Raw genomic sequence first — 18,528 nt, forward strand, 5'->3', positions numbered from 1 at the left:
CCTTATTTGACGGTTTCTCTGAAAGACTGAGTCTTAGTAGACTTATTCGCCCCTTCCCTAAATAACCATCGGTCACTGTGTTTGACTTTAAATGTCAAGGCTAAGACAAACCGCACGGTCATTTTTAACAACATAACACCAAGAATTAAGCCAACAATAATAAGGCAATGCTTATTTAATAGCGTAAATTTGACGCCTACCCCCACAGTAATACTTTAGAGATAACTGACTTTTATCTGTGTTTTGTAGACAGCGCTGAGCGGGTTACGTTCCCTGTTTATAGGGAATAATGGCTGTTATTTTCTCCGTGGTGTCTTGTCTAATTCCATATTGCCAAATTCATGCGACTAAACGTATGAATTTGGTACCAAAATATCCTCCCCGATTTAAATTACTTTCTATATGAGTAAAAAGTTATTAGCAGGCATGGGAATCTGTTTTATCAGCCCCATTCCTATGGCTCATTTGGTTACACCATAGCCATTTTTCAGTAGATGTTGATCAAAGTTGCGGTTGCCGTCACTGGTGTAGTTTCCATTCACATTCATTGGCTCATATTGGCAAAATACACCGTTAGAATTTAGGTTAACACCAATCTGTTGCATCATTAACTTCGCTTCTTCGCGCTGCATTATGTGGGTGGTACTAGCGGTAAAAATAGCGTTTATAGGCAAACTTGGCCAGTCGTTCTGACCAAAGAGAAACTCTATAGAAAGAAACGTACAAATAAGGCAAAAAGAGGGAGGCAAAATAAGTCTTTGAAGGTGACTGATTGCATCACGAAGCATGGTCTTAAATTGAATAAGTTAAGTGCTTCGTAACGCAGTTCAGAGTTGGTTTTGAACGATTATTAATGGACAAGAGTTCATAAAATCTACTAATCAAAATTCACATAGAAGGTTTTCTTTTCTAGGTATTGCTCAAAGCCATACTTTCCATCCTCGCCACCCGTGCCGCTGAGTTTATAGCCGTTGTGGAAGCCTTGATGTTGCTCTCCATGGCCACGGTTAATGTAGACTTCACCCGCTTCCAGTTCATCCACTAAACGTAGAATGGTTTGCATGTCTTTGGTGCAGACCATAGCCGCTAAACCGTATTCGCTGTCATTCGCATAACCAATGACTTCGTCCAAAGTCGTGAAGGTGATGACTGGAAGAATAGGGCCAAACGATTCTTCATGAACAATGGTCATGTCCTGCGATACATTGGTCAATACCGTCGGTTCGAACCAATAGCCTTTGCCATATTGGCCTTCGGTTAACCGAGCGCCACCTGTTGCAATGTGTGCGCCTTCAGCGACACTAATAGACACGAGGCGTTCCATTGCTTCGATTTCTTTTTGATTGATTTTTGGCCCTAAATCCGTCTCGTCTAGCATAGGATCACCAACTTTAAGGGATTTAACTTTGTCGATGAAAACAGCCATAAAATCATCATAAACGTTTTCATGTACATACATACGCTCATTGCATGTGCAAACTTGTCCACAATTATCAAAACGAGAATGCAATGCAGCGGTGGCGGCTTGCTCAAGGTCTGCATCTGCTAGCACAATAAAGGGCGCTTTACCGCCCAGCTCCAATTGAACATGGGCAAGATTGTCCGCAGCGGCTTTCACGATGGCTTGTCCGGCTGGGGTACTGCCCGTCATAGACACCATTTTAGTGTCAGAGTGTCGAACCAATGCATCACCAAGTGTGCGACCTCCACCCGTGACGATGTTTAATACGCCTTTTGGCAAGCCGACATATTCTGCTATGTGTCCTAATTCTAATGTGGCTAACGGTGTTTCTGTGGTGGGTTTTACCACAATGGTGTTACCTGCAATCAAGGCAGGTCCAATTTTCCGACCCGCTAATGCAAGAGGGAAATTCCACGCAGTAATAGCAACAATCACGCCTCTTGGTACTTTATGAATCCAAATATGTTCGTTTGGATTGTCCGATTTGACGATATCGCCGTCCATTTGACGAGCCCAATCACAGGCATACTCGATAAAGCTGGCCGTTACTTCAACTTCGCCTAAAGCGACTTTTAGTAATTTGCCTTGCTCTTGTACTAGCAGCTCAGCCAATGACTGTTTTCGATTGCGAATTTCGGCGGCAAATTTGCGCATTATGTCTGCTCGTTCGCGAGCTGGCTTTTTACGCCATGTTATTTGTGCGGTTTTCGCGGCTGCCATAACGCCTTGAGCATCTTCTGCATCACCGTGTTGGATGGTCGCAACGACGCTTTCTGTCGATGGGTTAATGACAGAGTCTGTTCGACCTGACTTTGCTTTTATCCATTCGCCATTAACGAACATGTCGTACTGTTTCATAAAGGTCGTTTCCATTTAGTGGTTGGTTAGGTATTGATAAATAGAGTCAGTTACGGGAATGCCCTGTTTCTGACACGCTTCAAAATACGCGACTTGAGGCTCGTTTGGCGCAACCACTTGATCAAATCCTGGTGCGGGTTTTACTTGATGTAATTCTGACACCATTTGGGCCATCATACTCGCAAAACTGTGGCCGCCGAATTTACTTGGATCAATAACAATCATCAAGCTCGCAAGTTTGCGCATCTTATCGTAGTCATCATACATTCTTACTATGTGATTACTAAAATTAGCACCCATAAGCATGCCTGTTAAGGCGTCGATTGCTAGAGCAATACCTGAGCCTTTATGTTGTCCAAAAGGCAAGAGTGTTGTCGCTTCATGTGGGTTAGTCGTTTCAACGCCATCTTTGTCGATGGCCAGGCCCAAAGAGATGTCACTGCCTGTTTCTTTTGCATGCAATAATTTGCCAAACGCGGTGGCACTGGTAGCCATATCAATAATAACGGGATTGCCGTTTTCTACGGGGAAGCCAAAAGCAATGGGATTGGTTCCCCAAAATCGTTCAGCACCACCATAAGGCGCGACGCACGTATCCGTTTGTGTCATGGAGATGGAAATCAAACCTTGTTTGGCGGCCATTTCGGCAAAATACGATAGAGCGCCACAGTGAGATGTGTTCTTCACGCTGACAAAGCCAACGGCGTTTTCTTTCGCTATGCTAATGGCTTCTTTCGTCGCGTCAATCATGGCGCAATGCCCCATGCCATCGTCTCCATCGAGAATGGCAACCGATGGTGCAATTCTTTCTATGGTCGACTTGGCATCAGGCTTCATGCCTCCTTGAGACAAGCGGTGGCAGTAGTGCTCCACACGAATGACGCCATGTGAATGCACGCCCCGTGAATCCGCATGGATCAAAACATCCGTTACCTGTTGGGCAACGTCTTTTGGGTAACCCGCCTGATGCAGTTTATTAAAGGCAAGTGCGTGCAATTCCTCTATTTTTATTCTTGTTGTCATAGTGATTCCCTGATTGTTAATTGAAGCAAAATTGTTAGTCGAAGCGAATAACGCCTTTAACAAGACGGTTGTTTTTTACCACGTTATTTTCATAATCTAAGCCAATGGTGTCGAAGTGGAATTCTTGATTCACCATGATTTTTTCACTGATGCTATTGGATTCAAAAAGCTCAATAACGTGAGTGAAATCTTCAAATGTGGCATTTCTGCTGGCGATTAGGGTGGTTTCTTTCTTGTGGAACGTCGGGTCATCCAGTTGTAGGTCACCGATGTACAAACCGATAAAGACAATTTTTCCACCATGACGAATGAGATTGACGCTGTTTGTCATGGAGGCTTTGTTGCCCGTTGCGTCCATAACGGTACAGGCAAAATTACCGTTAAACGCGTGATGTAAATCGTCTATATAGGTTGCTTCCATCGGGTTTAAGGTTTTAATTCCGAGTACCGATTCCGCATGAGCGCGTCGTTCATCACTGACGTCCGCTAAAATAACATTGGCGTTATTGGCTAACGCAATCGCAGCGGTTCCCAATCCAATAGGGCCAGCACCCACAACCAGAATGTTCTCTTTGGCTTTGGAATCAGCTCGACGGTTGGCATGAGCACCAATCGCGAAACATTCAACTAGAGAGGCTGCAGCAGGATCAACCGATGTTGGAACGGGAATAATATTGCTGGATTTTACGGCTAGGTAATCTTGAAAACCGCCGTCTTGGTGTACACCGTATAAAGAAATGGTATCGCAGCAGTTGGTTTTGCCTTCTAGGCAGGCCGCACATTCTCCACAGGCAATGGCAGGAATAACCACAACATACTGACCGATTAAATCGGTTGTACAGGCGTCGCCTACTGCTTCAACCAAACCACAAATTTCATGTCCTAGAATACGAGGGTAGGAGAAAAAGGGTTGGTTTCCTGTATAGGCATGAATGTCAGTTCCACAAATGCCAACGGCTTTTATTTTTAGCAGTACTTCATCGCTTTTAATGATTGGCTTTGGTGTTTCAATATAATGAATGGCAAACGGTTTTTCACAAATTAATGATTTCATTCTTGGGTCCTTAATAAGGCAGACAGTTCCGTCAGAGCGGCTTGAATTCCTTGCTGCTCGATGACGTTATAAAAATATTTGATGCGTTTGATTAATGACGGATGCGCCAGTAAGTTATCATTGAATACGGCTTTAAATTGCAACAATGCATCACATGGATGAGATCCTAGAGCCGATGAGTCTAAAAGAGAGATGAGCGTTTCTGCTTCAGGATCAATTAACTGATAATCAGCAGTGTGTTTACCTTGAATACAGTGCATCCAAGCGGCCAGCAAAAACAATAAAATTGAGGGTGGATTCTTTTCATCAAACGCACCTTTTTGGAGAAGTGCTAATATTGATTCAATGACTCTTGGCGGTAATTTTTGTGAACCATCCATGGCAATTTGAGTCGTTTGATGTTTGATATTTTGATTGCTAAAACGCGCCAGTAACGATTGTGCGTAACGTTGTAAATCCACATCAAGTTCGTCAGATAGAGACAAGGCTTGTTCTTCAATCATTAATTGAGCGGTCAGTTCCTTTAGTAGTGGGTCTTCCATACACTGGTAGACGTACTTATAGCCACATAAAGAGCCCACATAGGCGAGAAATGAGTGTGAGCCGTTAAGCATTCGCAGTTTCATTTCTTCATAAGGCAAAACATCCTCGACCAACATAGCGCCAGATAAATGCCAATTTGGTCGACCATTACAGAATTGGTCTTCAATTACCCACTGTTTGAAGGTTTCGCTAATCAATCCAAAGCAATCTTGAACACCAATTTCTTCTTCTAAATGCTGAAATGTTGAGTCATCCATGGCTGGAACAATGCGATCGACCATGGTGCTCGGAAACGTTACGTTACTCTCTATCCACTCGGCTAATTTCGCATCGATTGATTTTGCGTAATCCAATACTGCGATTTGGGTTTTATGGCCATTTTCTGGAATGTTATCGCAAGACATTACACTAAAAGCGGAGAGAGATTTTTCTTTACGAAGCCGAAGCGCTTCTACAATAATACCAATGGCTGAAACAGGTGTATGAGGTGAGTCTAAGTCCTGTTGAATCAGCGTGTTTTTTCTGTTCAGTCTGCCTTCAGGTGTTAAACAGTAGCCTTTTTCGGTAACGGTAAGAGAGACGATGGCCACCTGCGGTTCGCACAATTTGTCTAAGGCGAATTGAGTGCCTTTATCATGGATGTTCATGGCACCCGTAAACGAACGTACTAATCGTTTGGTTGAGCTGACACTGTCTTTTTCAATTAAGGTCGCAAGATTATCTTGAGCTGCGAAATCGTCTGAAAGTGTTCCTTTCCTAAATAAATTAATGCCATAAATGCCCCAAGGTTCACCTTCTTCATTATTGGCAAGATCGGTATAGACCGCTTGATGGGCTCGATGGAAAGCGCCAAATCCAATGTGAACAATTTTGGTCTGAAGATTGTCTCTTGGGTAGGACGTTTGTTGCAGATTGTTTACGTTGATTGAGTCAAAAATATAGGATGATGAATGCATTTAATTCTCTATTGGTTAACCAATTTAAATTAAACTATATAATACATCAGTCCAAAAAAGAAATATAAAAAACCAATATTTGTTGTTGTCAATGGAATCTTCAATCTTTTAGTGGTGATTTATTCAATGGAAGGCCTATTAAGCATGGAGGCGTAAAAATGATGGCATGCTAATTCTGTCAATCCATAATTCGCTTTTTTGGTTAGCCAGTTTGGTGTTTGTTTATCAGATAGGCATTAAATGGTGAGGCTTAATTAAAAAAATTTTACTGTCGAACTCAATATGTGGAATAGATTACTCGCTTGGCACTCCTATCGAATTTTAGTAATCTAGGTGTCAATTCACGTATGTTCAATCCAGTGTGAAATTAAGTCCTGCTAAATAATTCTAATAATAAATGATGGAGAACGTTTTATGTCACAACATCTAGTTTTAAGCTTTATTGGAGACGACTCTCCCGGTTTGGTTGAGCGCTTATCAGATACGGTTTCTCGTCATCATGGGAATTGGTTAGAAAGTCGTATGGCGCATTTGGCGGATAAATTCGCGGGTATTTTGATTTTGTCCGTTCCAGTGGATCATCAAGAGGCACTGATCAGTGAATTAAGTGATTTTGATAAATTGGGTTTGAATGTCACGGTGGAAGCCGCCAACTCGACTCCAGCCGAAGGAACAAGCTTATCGCTCTCTGTGGTGGGTAATGATAGGCCGGGCATAGTGAAAGAAGTTTCTCAGGTTCTGCATTCTCTTTTGGTGAACGTTAAAGAGTTGAATACATCATGTGAACCTGCGCCGATGAGCTCTGATATGCTTTTTCGAACCGAGATGGTGTTGAGCATACCGAGAAATTTGCCATTGTATGAATTGGAAGCCGCTTTAGAAGACATCAGTAGTGACTTGATAATAGAGCTCACCTGATTCCTCATTTTTGCGCTCCAGCGTGCTAATGCAAGTGTATTCTGCTAGTAACATGGTATGGATTCCCATGGAGACCATTGAAACTAGATCAACTAGAGCATAACGTCTTAAAAGTGCTTGGGTAGGAAACGGGAAAAAGCGAAAGAACGAATTTTTCTCTCGAATGAAAAGCCACAGTGAAAATAAGGGTATAATGGGCCAAATTTTCCCAAGTACGTCATAAGGTAATAAAAAATATGAGCCTCCCTAACTGTCCAAAATGCAATTCAGAGTACGTTTACGAAGATCAATCTATGTTGATTTGTCCTGAATGTGCCCACGAATGGAATCCAAATGAAGAAGTGGTTGATGAAGATGTGCTCATCATCAAAGACGCTAGCGGTAAGCTTTTGCAAGAAGGAGATAAAGTGACCTTGGCAAAAGACCTTAAAGTAAAAGGGTCTTCTCAAGTGCTAAAAATTGGCACCAAAGCCACGATCAAACGTCTTGTTGATGGTGACCACGACATCGACTGTAAAGTAGATGGCGCTGGTGATATGATGTTGAAATCGAAATTCGTGAAAAAAGCGTCTGCTTAATACGGCTTCCTTCCTGTAATTCAGATAAGTAACAACACATGTTATTTGTCTGATTGACAGATCAGCACTTCCTCTTATTGCATCACTTAACAAATCTAGCCATTTTTTTGCAATAACTTATTCGCCAGTTCGGCAAAACCATGGCCACCTGGTTTTTTTGTTAGCCAGTTTGGTTTGTGTTGCATCGAAGAAAGATGCTTGCCGATATTGGCTACTCCTATGCTTAAAGGAAATTTCGCAAACATACTTTCATCATTGGGTGCGTCACCGACATAAATCACTTGCTCTACTATTTGCTGGTGGCTGAGTCCATAATGCTGTGTTAATACGCGTTCCGCCATGGCGAACTTATCGTAATCACCATGCCAAATATTGATATGAATCGAGCTGGCTTTTGCTTGCAGACCACGCTGATGCAGCTTATCTAATAGGGCATCCCTTAGCTCAGGTGATGGAGGGTTTTGATCTTGTGCATAATCAACTGCCACGTCAGTGAGGCGATAGGCTTGATCTTGAGCGAGTTGTAAAGGCGTAAACTCGGGTAAAAGCGCGTTTACCTCTTGGAGCAGTTCTAGCTTTTTGGTGTGCATGTGCTCAACAGAGGTCCAGTAGTGATAATCTAGTTTGCCGCTGGTTTGCTTTTGTAAAAAACACGCACCGCCTTCAGTGATAACACCAGACACAGGCCATAAACGAGCCATTAAATCAGACCAACCAGCGCAGCCCCCAGTCACTGGAATGACTATGTAACCCGCTGCAAGTAACTCGCTGAGTGCTAAGTAGGTTTCCACAGGCAAACTGGATTCCCATGTGAGGGTATCGTCTACGTCAGTTAATATGTATTTTATCGGCTGTAACTGAGTGGCACTTAATTGTTGTAAATCTGCAATCAATGAGTCTGGCATGAATAAATCTATGTCTAATCTATAAGGTTTAGTTGCACATTATGTTGTTGTAACAACTCAGCTTGTTTTTCGGTAACTACATCGGTAACGAATTGATTTATATGGTTAAAGTTTTTTACTCTCGCCATGGCTTTACGCCCCCACTTGTGCTGATCACACACCAATACGGTATTGCGACTTTGATCGATAATAACGCGACTGATCGCTGCTTCTTCAGGGTCGAAATCGAGAATGCCCATTTCTTCGTCCAAGCCACCGCATCCGATGATGCCAAAGTCGAAATAGAACTGACGTAAAAACTCCACCGTGTCCACACCGACTAAGTCTCGATGAGAGTGTCGTAATTTCCCACCTGCGACTCTTACTTGAATGCTTGGAAACGCAAAAAGTATTGCTGCGACGGTCAGATTGTTTGTGAAGACCTGCAAGTCTTTGTGGTTGGCTAACGCTTTTGCTACATACTCAACCGTAGTACCGACGCCTAAAATAAGGGAGGCGCCATCAGGTATTTGAGCGACGAGTGTATCTGCAATTTTTTGTTTGGCATTACCATTCAAATACTGTCTATTATCAAAGGGCAAGTTTTCTGCCGTTGACATTAGAGTGATGCCACCATGCTGACGCCGAATCAGGTGTAACTCAGCCAGATGATTGACATCTTTACGAATGGTTTGCGAGGAAACGTCAAAACGTTCCACAAGCGTTTCAATAGATAAATAATCAACCTGCTGAACCCAGTTAAGTATTTGATTTTGACGTTCACTCAAGCTCATTATTTTATTCCGGTATTAAAAAAGAGACTTGGATCATCGGTAATGACGGCATCCATCCCCCATTTCCAGTGCTCTTGAACCAATTCTGGCTTATTGACGGTGTAGCAAAAAAGTAAGTAACCTGCCTCTTTTATCGCCAACGCCGTTTCCTCTCTGAGTAATGCATAATCACAATTCAAGCTAAAAGCATGAATACTTGATAGCGTTTCAGGCCAGTTATTGGGGATAGCCTTATATATCTGGCTCAAACGTAAGTCACTATCAATATTACGAACAGCGATTAATACGTCGTGATTAAAGCTTGAAATACACAGTTTTGATTTGTCTTGCCAATGTTCAGCCAATTGTGCTAGGACGTCTGGTACGATTTTCATCACATCAGGTTGAGCACATTTAATTTCTAGATTTAATGATAAACCCAGATCTTGGATGTGCTTTAACGCCTCGACTAAAGTAGGAATGGTTTCGTTTGAAAATGCGGGATTAAACTGATTTTCTACCTCTAACGCTTTGAGCTCTGCGACGCTTTTCATTTTAACTGGGCCAGAGCCATTAGTGCAACGATCGAGAGTATCGTCGTGAAAGATCACCAACCCATCGGCCGCTATTGTAACATCTATTTCTACCCATTGTGTTCCCACGTCTGCCGCGGCAGAGATGGACGCTAGGGTGTTTTCGGGGGCTAATTTAGCGGCACCTCGATGTCCCATTACTCTTGTTTCAAATGTCATTTTAGATCCTAGTGTCACAATCAAAGTGCAATCGAGTTATAGCCTTTGTTGCGTCTTTGCATCAAATAAATGCCACTTATTACGCGGCGCTTGTAGATGGATATGGCTGTTTATTTCTGGTTGATGAGGCCCTGATAAGCGCAATACCAGCTCTTCTTTTACCCCTTCAATAGCGCCATAAATAAGTGTTTCTGCACCTAAGGACTCCACCGCTTTTACACGTATTTTAAAATCGGCTTTGTCTTCACTAATGATTAAATGCTCAGGTCGAATTCCCCAAATAACAGGCCCATTAAATTCGTATTCATTGATTAAAGGCATGTCTACGCTGTCGCCTACAGTCAGCGTTTTTTCATTGAGTTGAGCTGCAAATAAGTTCATCGCAGGTGAACCAATAAAAGCCGCCACAAATGGCGTTGCTGGTCGATCGTACAGTTCCAGAGGTGAGCCGATTTGTTCCGCATTACCTTTATTTAATACAACCAACCTGTCCGCAAGTGTCATCGCCTCGACTTGATCATGAGTAACATACAAGGTTGTTGTGCCTAAGCGTCTTTGAAGCTGGCGTATTTCTACGCGCATTTGAACTCTTAGTTTTGCATCCAAGTTAGACAGAGGTTCATCAAATAGGAAGACTTGAGGGTCACGCACCATGGCACGTCCCATTGCTACCCTTTGTCTTTGTCCGCCGGACAATTCCCTAGGTTTACGCTCTAGTAATGGTGATAGATCTAGCATGGTCGCTACATCGTTTACTTTTTGAGTGATGGTGTCTTTATCCACGCCACGGTTTTTAAGCCCATAAGCCATGTTGCCAAAGACGGTCATATGGGGATAAAGCGCATAGCTTTGAAACACCATAGCAATGTCACGATCGGCAGGCTCACGATCATTCATGCGTTCGCCATTGAGGGTTAACTCACCATCTGTAATGGTTTCTAAGCCTGCGACCATGCGCAGTAACGTTGATTTACCACAACCAGATGGGCCTACTAGAACAATAAATTCACCGTCTTTAATTTCCAAATCTACGGCTGGAATGGCATGGAAACCATTTGGGTATTTCTTACCTACTTTATTTAATACGACTGCTGCCATGACGATTATTTCTCCGAATCCACTAAACCTTTAACAAACATTTTTTGCATGCCAATCACGACAGCAACCGGGGGTAACATGGCTAAAATTGTCGTCGTCATAATACTGTTCCACTCAATTGCACCATCCTCGACAGATACCATGCGTTTTATACTCATTACTAACGTGTAATACGCATCGTCCGTGGTAATAAGCAGAGGCCAAAGGTATTGGTTCCAACCATAGATAAACAAGATAACAAAGAGTGCCGCAATATTGGTGCGAGTGAGCGGCAACAAGATGTCAAAGAAAAAACGAACAGGTCCTGCTCCATCCATTCTGGCCGCTTCTACTAACTCCCCTGGTATTGCCATAAAGGCTTGTCTGAAGAGGAACGTTGCGGTTGCACTGGCAATCAAAGGCAATGCTAATCCTGTATAAGAGTTCAGCAAGTTAAGCTTAGCCACTACTTCATAAGTCGGTAAGATGCGAACCTCAACAGGCAGCATTAGGGTCATAAAGATGATCCAGAAGCAAAGTGAGCGCATTGGAAAGCGAAAAAAAACAATGGCATACGCAGAAACTAATGAAATGGCGATCTTACCAAAAGCAATAGACAAGGCCATGATCAAGGAATTTAGCAGCATGCGCCAAACAGGAACATCGACACCATTGCCCGCGGCATTCAACAACACGGTTTGCCATGTTTCTGTGGCGTAGTTACCAAACCATAAAGGGACAGTGCCTTGACCAAATGCTTCCGCAGGGTGAGTGGATGCAACAATGGCGACCCAAATAGGCAGAGCCACAGCAATAACACCCAGTATTAAGACAGCATGGCGAGTAAAGGTTAACCAAGGACGATTTTCTATCATGTTACAAACCGCCTTTATGTAGGGTGATTAAATTAAAGGTTTTCATTAATACTGTACCTTGCGTTCAATAAAGCGGAACTGAACTACAGTCATCAATCCAACGATTATCATAAGAATCACTGACTGAGCTGCCGAGCCTCCTAAATCCAAACCGACAAAACCATCTTCATACACCTTATACACTAAGATTTTAGTACTCTGGCCTGGGCCTCCGGATGTGGTTGCATCGATAACACCAAAGGTTTCAAAGAAGGCATACACAATATTCATAACCAAAAGGAAGAATGCGGTAGGTGATAATAAGGGGAATACAATGTCCCAAAAGCGTCGTAGTGGGCCTGCGCCGTCAATTGCAGCCGCTTCTATTAAAGAGCGTGGAATCGCTTGTAAGCCAGCCAAAAAGAAAAGGAAGTTGTAACTGATTTGCTTCCAAGTAGCGGCAATAACCACAAGAATCATAGCGTCGCTGCCATTGACATAATGGTTCCAATCAACCCCAATGAATTCTAACCATAAGGCGATTGGACCTTGAGCTGGATCAAACAAAATCCACCAAAGTACGCCTGCCAATGCGGGGGCGACGGCATAAGGCCAAATCAATAGCGTTTGATAGACCATTTGACCGCGAATAATTCGATCGGCCATCGTTGCTAGAACGAGTGCAATGACTAAACCACTAACAGCAACGGATAAACTGAAAATGAATGTCACGGCGATTGAATTATAGTAATTCGGGTCTTGTAATAGTTCGATAAAGTTTTCTAAGCCAACAAATTCTCGACTTAATCCAAAAGGGTCTTCTTGGTAGAAAGCTTGCTCTATTGCTTGCCCTGCTGGCCATAAAAAGAAGATCAAGGTCACCAATAGTTGCGGTGCGACCAAGAGCCAAGGTAAGGTTTTATGGGGGAAGGTTACTGTCATGAGTATTCCAGAAATCGTGTTTAAAGCGAGCATTCACCTCACCAGAGCAAGGTGAAGGCATTTACAGAGCGTGAGCCGATAAAATGGCGTTTTTATAGACTAAATGCTTGGTCGCTATTTATTCACTTTTTCAAACTTAGCCAGCATTACATTGCCACGTTCTACTGCGTTATCAAGCGCAGACTGAGCATCGGCATCGCCATTCCAAACAGACTCCAATGCTTCGTCGATGATGCCTCGAATTTGAATGAAGTTACCAAGGCGAAGGCCTTTTGTGTTTTCAGATGGAGTGCCTGTTGTCATTTGCTGAACTGCAATTTCAGTACCTAGGTTCTCCTCATAGAAGCCTTCGCCCTTTGTTTGGCTATATGCTGCTTGAGTAATAGGAAGGTAGCCGCTGAATTGGTGCCAATCCGCTTGAACATCTGCAGAAGATAGGTAGTTTAGGAAAGATGCAACGCCTCTATACTCTTCTGTTTGGTGGCCTTTTAGTACCCATAAAGACGCACCACCAATAATAGTATTGGAAGGTTGCTCTACAGCACTTGCCCAGTAAGGCAATTCTACTACGCCAAACTCAAAAGAGGCGTTTTTCTTAATGCCTGCATAACCCGCGGACGATTCAGTATACATTGCACATTCTTGGCTATAAAACTTAGCTGCCCCATCATTACGACGGCCGGAGTAGCTAAAAATGCCGCTCTTTTGCCATTCGCCCATTGTACTAATGTGTTTAACTTGCAGAGGATTGTTAAATACCAAACGCGTGTCTGTACCACCAAACCCATTTGCTTTTGTTGAAAAAGGTTCGTTATGGCGTGAGCTCATGTTTTCCAAATGAACCCAAGATTGCCACGCTGTAGTGAAACCGCATTTTTCACCTGATGCGAGTAATTTATCGCCAACGATTTGCATTTCTTCCCACGTTTTGGGTGGTGTAACATCCGCTTTAGCCAGCATGGCTTTATTGTAATAAAGTACGGGGGTTGAGCTGTTGAATGGCATGGATAACATATCGCCATTATTGTCTGTGTAATAGCCTGTTACCGCACTTAAATATTTCGAGCCATCGAAGGCTTGTCCCGCATCACGCATTAATTGATGTACAGGGTAGACAGCGCCTTCAGCGGCCATCATGCTGGCTGTGCCCACCTCGAATACTTGCACTAGTTCAGGCTGTTGCTTCGCACGGAACGCCGCAATGGCTGATGTCATAGTTTCAGTATAATTCCCTTTGTAAACCGCCTTAACTTGAAAAGCATCTTGTGATGCATTGTAGTCAGCGACGATCGCGTTTACTTTTTCTCCTAGTGCACCACCCATGGCATGCCACCACTCAACTTCCGTTGCAGCAAAACCAGAACTCGCGATAGATGCGCTTATCAGTAAGGCAGATAATTTACGTTTTTGCATATCAAGGCTCCTCGTATGAGCTTATTTTTTGTAACTCGAGGCGAAATTTAACATTCAAATATGACATTTTTGTTTATTAGATTGGAGTCCGATTGTTTAAAAAATGTTCACTATTTGAATTGCCTTTATGTTTTACCAAATACATATTTCAAATGAAAGTGAAAAATAGAACTTAAACAATAAAATCGAAATATTGTGAGATTTTAATAACAAAATACAATCATTTGAAACTTATTTTGTTTTCAATTGATTAGTTTAAAGTGTGCATGATTGGCTATTTTTAGAAAATTTAACCTTTCTGTAATATTTGGTGTTGATTTTCATTTGAAAGGGTGGAAGTTTAAAAATAGACGTATTTGAAGCCGCGTAAGTGAATGTTTTGAATACTTTTTTACGCGTTCTGTTCTAAAGTTAATAGTAGCTTAAAGAAATATAAGGTAGGGCATCAATGGTTGTTGACGTAAATGACTCTCAATTGGATAAAATAAATGAATGAACTTATACATCTTGCTGGGGCGATTGCTCTGCTACTGTGGTCAATCCGAATGGTCAAAACGGGCTTTGAAAGAGCGTATGAGCGCCGTTTAGAAAATGCGATTCGTGTGATGACGCGTAATCGTCCACAAGCAATGATATTAGGGGTGTCTTCTGCTGCGGCTTTGCAATCAAGCACAGCGGTTGTATTGTTGGCTGCTGGGTTTGTGGCAACAGGAGCATTGGGTGTTGTGCCTGCGTTGTCTTTGGTTGTTGGAGCTGAAATTGGTTCCAGCTTGATGGCGTTGATTTTAAGCTTTGATTTATCGATTTTTTCTCCTTTTTTACTACTTATTGGTTATCTATCGTTTCAAAAAGCCAGCCGCAGAACCTTTAAATACTGGGGGCGGATTTGCATGGGGTTAGGTCTGTTGCTCTTGGCATTGACTCTTATATCGCAAGCGACGGCAGGAATGCGTTCTGGTAATGGTATGGATATTTTACTGAGCATTCTGGGGCATGATGCGGCTCTGACTTTATTTTTAGTGGCGTTATTGACTTGGATAGTGCATTCAAGTTTGGCCGTTATTTTAATCGTCGCGCATTTGGCCAGCTCTGGGTCGATTCCTTTGGACATGTCTATCATGATGGTTCTGGGTGCAAATATGGGTGGGGCGTTACCCGCTCTAAGTTCGGGCTGGGGGCTTAATCAAAAAGGCCGCTTAATTATTTTAGGCAACCTTATTATTCGACTCGGGGCTGTTTGTATTGGTTTGGGCATTTACTGCTTACAAATGGAACAGCTCGTCTCATTAGACGAGCTGAAACTTGACTCTCCTATGGTTTTCCACCTTTTTATCAATACCTTGAATGGCATGATTTTCTTGATAAGTGTGTCGTATTGGGCCAAAGTATTGGAAAACCATTTCCCTGCTCCTGTGGAAAAGGCAGTCAATAAGCCAATTGGCTCTGTGTATTTGTCGCAAGATGATATTGGCCATCCTGTTCGCGCGATGGCCAATGTACGTAATGAAACGCTGCGTATAGCCGACATTGCTTTTCAAATGTTAGAAGGCATTCCTAGCGCCTTTGAAAATTCCAAAAAAATCTCTAAAATTAAACAGTTAGATGATGATATTGACCACATTCACAGAGAGGTTACCTATTATTTATCCTATATTGAAAACTTCAAAACCACTAAAGAGGCTCAGAATAGCTGGCAGGATGCGTTTAATTTTGCAACCAACCTTGAACATGTGGGCGACATAGTTGATTCAAGTCTGATGGTATTAGCGCGTAAAAAGCATAAAGGTGACATTGTTTTTTCTGAAAGCGGACAAGAAGAATTGGAGATGTTGTTTGAAGAGTTGTTTGAAATATTTCGCTTGTCTCAAGCTGTTTATGTTTCGCAAAGCCCTGACTTAGCAAATGAATTGGTGGATGCAAAACACATTTATCGTAATAAGATCATTCTTTGCCGTGAGCAACATACCCAGCGTTTAAGGGAACAGGTTCCCGCTAGTCTCGAATCGTCTCAGATTCATGTTGATATTTTACGTGATTTACAACGTATCTGTTCACTTTTGGTGGCTAACGCTTACCCTATTATTAAGCGAGAGGGCTTTCAATAGGCACGGCACTATAGGTGATTTTTGTAAGTAGTCCTTTGTAGGTGATTCCTTATAGGTTAATAGCCTAATGAATGATAATATCTTCCTCCTTAATAAAGGAAAAGATTTTCGAGTGAGTGGTTATTATTTGTTAACAAAGGAAGATTTACAAAGGTGTATCAAAAATGAGTGTCAGTATTCAGGATGATGTTACATTAGAGGAAAAAACGCAGTGGGTAAGCGTCATTGTTTTATGGTTAATTGGTATTTTTGCGGCCATGCAGTTCGCAAAATTTTCAATTTCTTATGAAGTGCTAATACAAAACTATAAAGTCTCTTCTGCTTCAATCGGCACATTACTGTCTATTGTTGGTATGGTTGGGCTAGTTTTTGGTGTCGTTGCTGGTGTTCTATCCGGTAAGTTAGGCTATCGTCGAGTGTTAATTTCAGCCTTGATCATAGGGTGCGGATTGTCTCTGTTCCAATCCACTTTACCTGCTTATAATTGGATGTTGGCAAGCCGAGTGCTAGAAGGTATTTCACACCTTGGTTTGGTGGTGGTTGCACCGACATTAATGTTGAGATTTTCAGCGCCAAATCATCACTCATTAGTAATGGGTGTGTGGGGAACATTCTTTGGTGTTGCGTTTGCGGTTTCAGGTTGGTTAGGTTCAATGATTCTGAATCTATCGGGATTGTCGGGGTTGAGCTTGTCTCATGCAGCGATATCGATACCTTTGTTGGTTTATGTTTGGTTTTTTACCTCTGAAGACAGAGCTGAAGTGACACCGTCCAAAGTAATTGTGTTATCTGACTTGATCAAATCCACATTGCAAGTGTATCTCAATCCGAGAACCTGTTTACCGGGTGTGATCTTCTTTTTTCATACCAGTATGTTCATCGCTTTTCTCACGTTTGTCCCCCGTCTTACGGATGACGATGAGGTGAGAAATGCACTTTTGATTTTGTTGCCTGTTGTGAGTATTTTAGGAACATTTCTTGCTGGATTTTTATCTCAATATCTATTGCGCCCACCTAGCTTGGTCTTTTTCGCGTATTTAGGCGTGCTTCTAACCACCTATTCAACGATACAACTGCAAGGTTCAAGCGAGTATTTTGTGTTGTCTGCGGTATTGCTGTTATTGATTTCTGGCATTGTTCAGGGCGCTTCTTTCACCTTGATTCCCTTCTTATCTGAAAACGAATATCAACAAGCGATGGGTAACGGCGCGATCGCACAATTGGGGAATCTAGGCGCAACGGTGGGTGTGCCCATCTTTGCTTTTGCCATGGTAAGTAGTGTAGATTACGGTTTTCTTTTTGTTGTGACTGGCCTGTGTATGGCAGGGTGCGTAGTGGCATTGTTTTTAAAGAAATACCAAGAGCATACTGTTTAACGTACTGTCCTAGCGTTCTTATGAAGGTACGGTATTGATAATATTTCGTAGATAAAGCATAAAAATAGAAAGGAGAGCCTAGGAAATATGCGAATAAATTCCTAATATTAGAGGATTCCTATTTAACCCTTCGCGTCTTATTTATGTCACATCAACTCACTTTTCCGACAGTGAGTTCAACAAAAAAACGCTGTAAAACACGCAAAGAAATTTTCCTTTTTCGCATGAATTAATGTCTTGTCATCAGCTTGAAGCGGTGGTTGAATCTTTTTACTCCAAAGTTGACAATGGCAGAAGACCCTATCCGCTATCAACCATGTTCCGCATTCATTGCATGCAACATGGGTATGTCATGAGAGGTTCTGCCATGGAAGATGCCTTGTATGAAATGACACCGATGCGTTTGTTTGCTGGGTTCTCATTGGACGTGGACGGTGCTATGCTATTCCTGACCACGCCATGATTAGGAATGTTAGGCATTTTCTGGAAAAGCATAAGCTCTCCCGTTAGCTATTCAAAGAGGCCAATATAAACGCAAGAGAAACTAACTCACAGTTTTCAGTACGATAGTCGCCAACGTATATGATCTAAACGAGACGGTTAATCTTCTTCATGGGTAAAAACGTTTGTATCTACGGATTCGGGTTATCGTGGAGAGCAAAAACGAGAAGAGCTCAAAGATATCAAAACCGACTGGTTAATTACTGATAGGCCAAGCAAGGTACGTCTTTTAAAAAACACCCGATAATAAACAAAAGTGGGCGTTTTTTCGTCCACTGTATTGTTAAAATGAAGACATACATTAAAAAATGCTTGCAATAAAAACATTTATCAAAAACCCGTGGTGCATTTGGAAAATAAGGTGAAAGGAGTAAGTTACTCACCCTCAATAAGAGATTATCATTAATTATCTAGAAAAATGGTAATACGATGAGTAACTTACAGACTGTTTATAACAAA

The 18,528-nt window shown here is 42.2% G+C and carries 16 protein-coding genes and 1 pseudogene; 5 read left to right on the plus strand and 12 right to left on the minus strand.

Features of this window, described 5'->3' with window-relative positions:
- Positions 1-461 precede the first annotated feature (461 nt).
- From ACMUMJ_RS11350 to ACMUMJ_RS11370, 5 genes are all read right to left on the minus strand, one after another.
- A complete protein-coding gene (locus ACMUMJ_RS11350; RefSeq protein ID WP_414678956.1) occupies positions 462-788 on the minus strand; it encodes a DUF938 domain-containing protein in 327 nt (108 codons plus the stop codon).
- 89 nt (positions 789-877) lie between these two features.
- On the minus strand, positions 878-2,320 hold the full coding sequence (gene aldA / locus ACMUMJ_RS11355) for an aldehyde dehydrogenase (RefSeq protein ID WP_414678957.1): 1,443 nt from the start codon (positions 2,318-2,320) through the stop codon (positions 878-880).
- A gap of 15 nt (positions 2,321-2,335) precedes the next feature.
- The gene (locus ACMUMJ_RS11360; RefSeq protein WP_414678958.1) at positions 2,336-3,343 is read right to left on the minus strand and encodes an Ldh family oxidoreductase; all 1,008 of its coding nucleotides are present in this window, start codon (positions 3,341-3,343) and stop codon (positions 2,336-2,338) included.
- 34 nt (positions 3,344-3,377) lie between these two features.
- Positions 3,378-4,397 carry a zinc-binding alcohol dehydrogenase family protein gene (locus ACMUMJ_RS11365; protein WP_414678959.1) on the minus strand — a complete coding sequence of 340 codons (1,020 nt, stop codon included), beginning with the start codon at positions 4,395-4,397 and terminating at the stop codon, positions 3,378-3,380.
- Positions 4,394-5,896 carry a mannitol dehydrogenase family protein gene (locus ACMUMJ_RS11370; protein ID WP_414678960.1) on the minus strand — a complete coding sequence of 501 codons (1,503 nt, stop codon included), beginning with the start codon at positions 5,894-5,896 and terminating at the stop codon, positions 4,394-4,396. Before ACMUMJ_RS11370 ends, ACMUMJ_RS11365 begins: the two co-directional genes overlap by 4 nt.
- A 414-nt stretch (positions 5,897-6,310) precedes the next feature.
- On the opposite strand from ACMUMJ_RS11370, the gene ACMUMJ_RS11375 reads away from it, so the two are divergent.
- A complete protein-coding gene (locus ACMUMJ_RS11375; RefSeq protein WP_414678961.1) occupies positions 6,311-6,814 on the plus strand; it encodes a glycine cleavage system transcriptional repressor in 504 nt (167 codons plus the stop codon).
- Between the two features lie 236 nt (positions 6,815-7,050).
- Complete coding sequence (locus tag ACMUMJ_RS11380) at positions 7,051-7,392, plus strand: zinc ribbon domain-containing protein YjdM (protein ID WP_414678962.1); 342 nt, start codon at positions 7,051-7,053, stop codon at positions 7,390-7,392.
- A 95-nt stretch (positions 7,393-7,487) separates the two neighbouring features.
- Here the strand turns inward: ACMUMJ_RS11380 and ACMUMJ_RS11385 are convergent, their stop codons facing one another.
- The 7 genes from ACMUMJ_RS11385 to ugpB all read right to left on the minus strand — a co-directional run bounded on the left by ACMUMJ_RS11385 (position 7,488) and on the right by ugpB (position 14,087).
- Positions 7,488-8,297: an HAD family hydrolase gene (locus tag ACMUMJ_RS11385; RefSeq protein WP_414678963.1), complete on the minus strand. Its 810-nt coding sequence runs from the start codon at positions 8,295-8,297 to the stop codon at positions 7,488-7,490.
- A gap of 14 nt (positions 8,298-8,311) precedes the next feature.
- Positions 8,312-9,070 carry a DeoR/GlpR family DNA-binding transcription regulator gene (locus ACMUMJ_RS11390; protein ID WP_414678964.1) on the minus strand — a complete coding sequence of 253 codons (759 nt, stop codon included), beginning with the start codon at positions 9,068-9,070 and terminating at the stop codon, positions 8,312-8,314.
- The gene (locus tag ACMUMJ_RS11395; RefSeq protein WP_414678965.1) at positions 9,070-9,801 is read right to left on the minus strand and encodes a glycerophosphodiester phosphodiesterase family protein; all 732 of its coding nucleotides are present in this window, start codon (positions 9,799-9,801) and stop codon (positions 9,070-9,072) included. Before ACMUMJ_RS11395 ends, ACMUMJ_RS11390 begins: the two co-directional genes overlap by 1 nt.
- Positions 9,802-9,837: 36 nt before the next feature.
- Complete coding sequence (locus ACMUMJ_RS11400) at positions 9,838-10,899, minus strand: sn-glycerol-3-phosphate import ATP-binding protein UgpC (RefSeq protein ID WP_414678966.1); 1,062 nt, start codon at positions 10,897-10,899, stop codon at positions 9,838-9,840.
- A gap of 5 nt (positions 10,900-10,904) precedes the next feature.
- Positions 10,905-11,753, minus strand: a complete 849-nt coding sequence (gene ugpE, locus ACMUMJ_RS11405) for a sn-glycerol-3-phosphate ABC transporter permease UgpE (protein ID WP_414678967.1) — start codon at positions 11,751-11,753, stop codon at positions 10,905-10,907.
- 45 nt (positions 11,754-11,798) lie between these two features.
- Positions 11,799-12,674, minus strand: a complete 876-nt coding sequence (gene ugpA, locus ACMUMJ_RS11410; RefSeq protein WP_414678968.1) for a sn-glycerol-3-phosphate ABC transporter permease UgpA — start codon at positions 12,672-12,674, stop codon at positions 11,799-11,801.
- A gap of 114 nt (positions 12,675-12,788) precedes the next feature.
- Positions 12,789-14,087, minus strand: coding sequence for a sn-glycerol-3-phosphate ABC transporter substrate-binding protein UgpB (gene ugpB, locus ACMUMJ_RS11415; RefSeq protein ID WP_414678969.1), 1,299 nt, complete (start codon positions 14,085-14,087; stop codon positions 12,789-12,791).
- 488 nt (positions 14,088-14,575) lie between these two features.
- On the opposite strand from ugpB, the gene ACMUMJ_RS11420 reads away from it, so the two are divergent.
- The 3 genes and pseudogenes from ACMUMJ_RS11420 to ACMUMJ_RS11430 all read left to right on the plus strand — a co-directional run.
- Positions 14,576-16,192, plus strand: coding sequence for a Na/Pi cotransporter family protein (locus ACMUMJ_RS11420; RefSeq protein ID WP_414678970.1), 1,617 nt, complete (start codon positions 14,576-14,578; stop codon positions 16,190-16,192).
- Between the two features lie 164 nt (positions 16,193-16,356).
- Entirely contained in the window at positions 16,357-17,568 is a 1,212-nt protein-coding gene (locus ACMUMJ_RS11425) for an MFS transporter (RefSeq protein WP_414678971.1), read from the plus strand.
- A 143-nt stretch (positions 17,569-17,711) separates the two neighbouring features.
- A pseudogene (locus ACMUMJ_RS11430) lies at positions 17,712-18,075 on the plus strand (transposase); the annotation flags it as partial.
- Between the last annotated feature and the right edge of the window lie 453 nt (positions 18,076-18,528).

The organism is Marinomonas phycocola (genome assembly GCF_047525455.1).
Taxonomy (GTDB): Bacteria; Pseudomonadota; Gammaproteobacteria; order Pseudomonadales; family Marinomonadaceae; genus Marinomonas.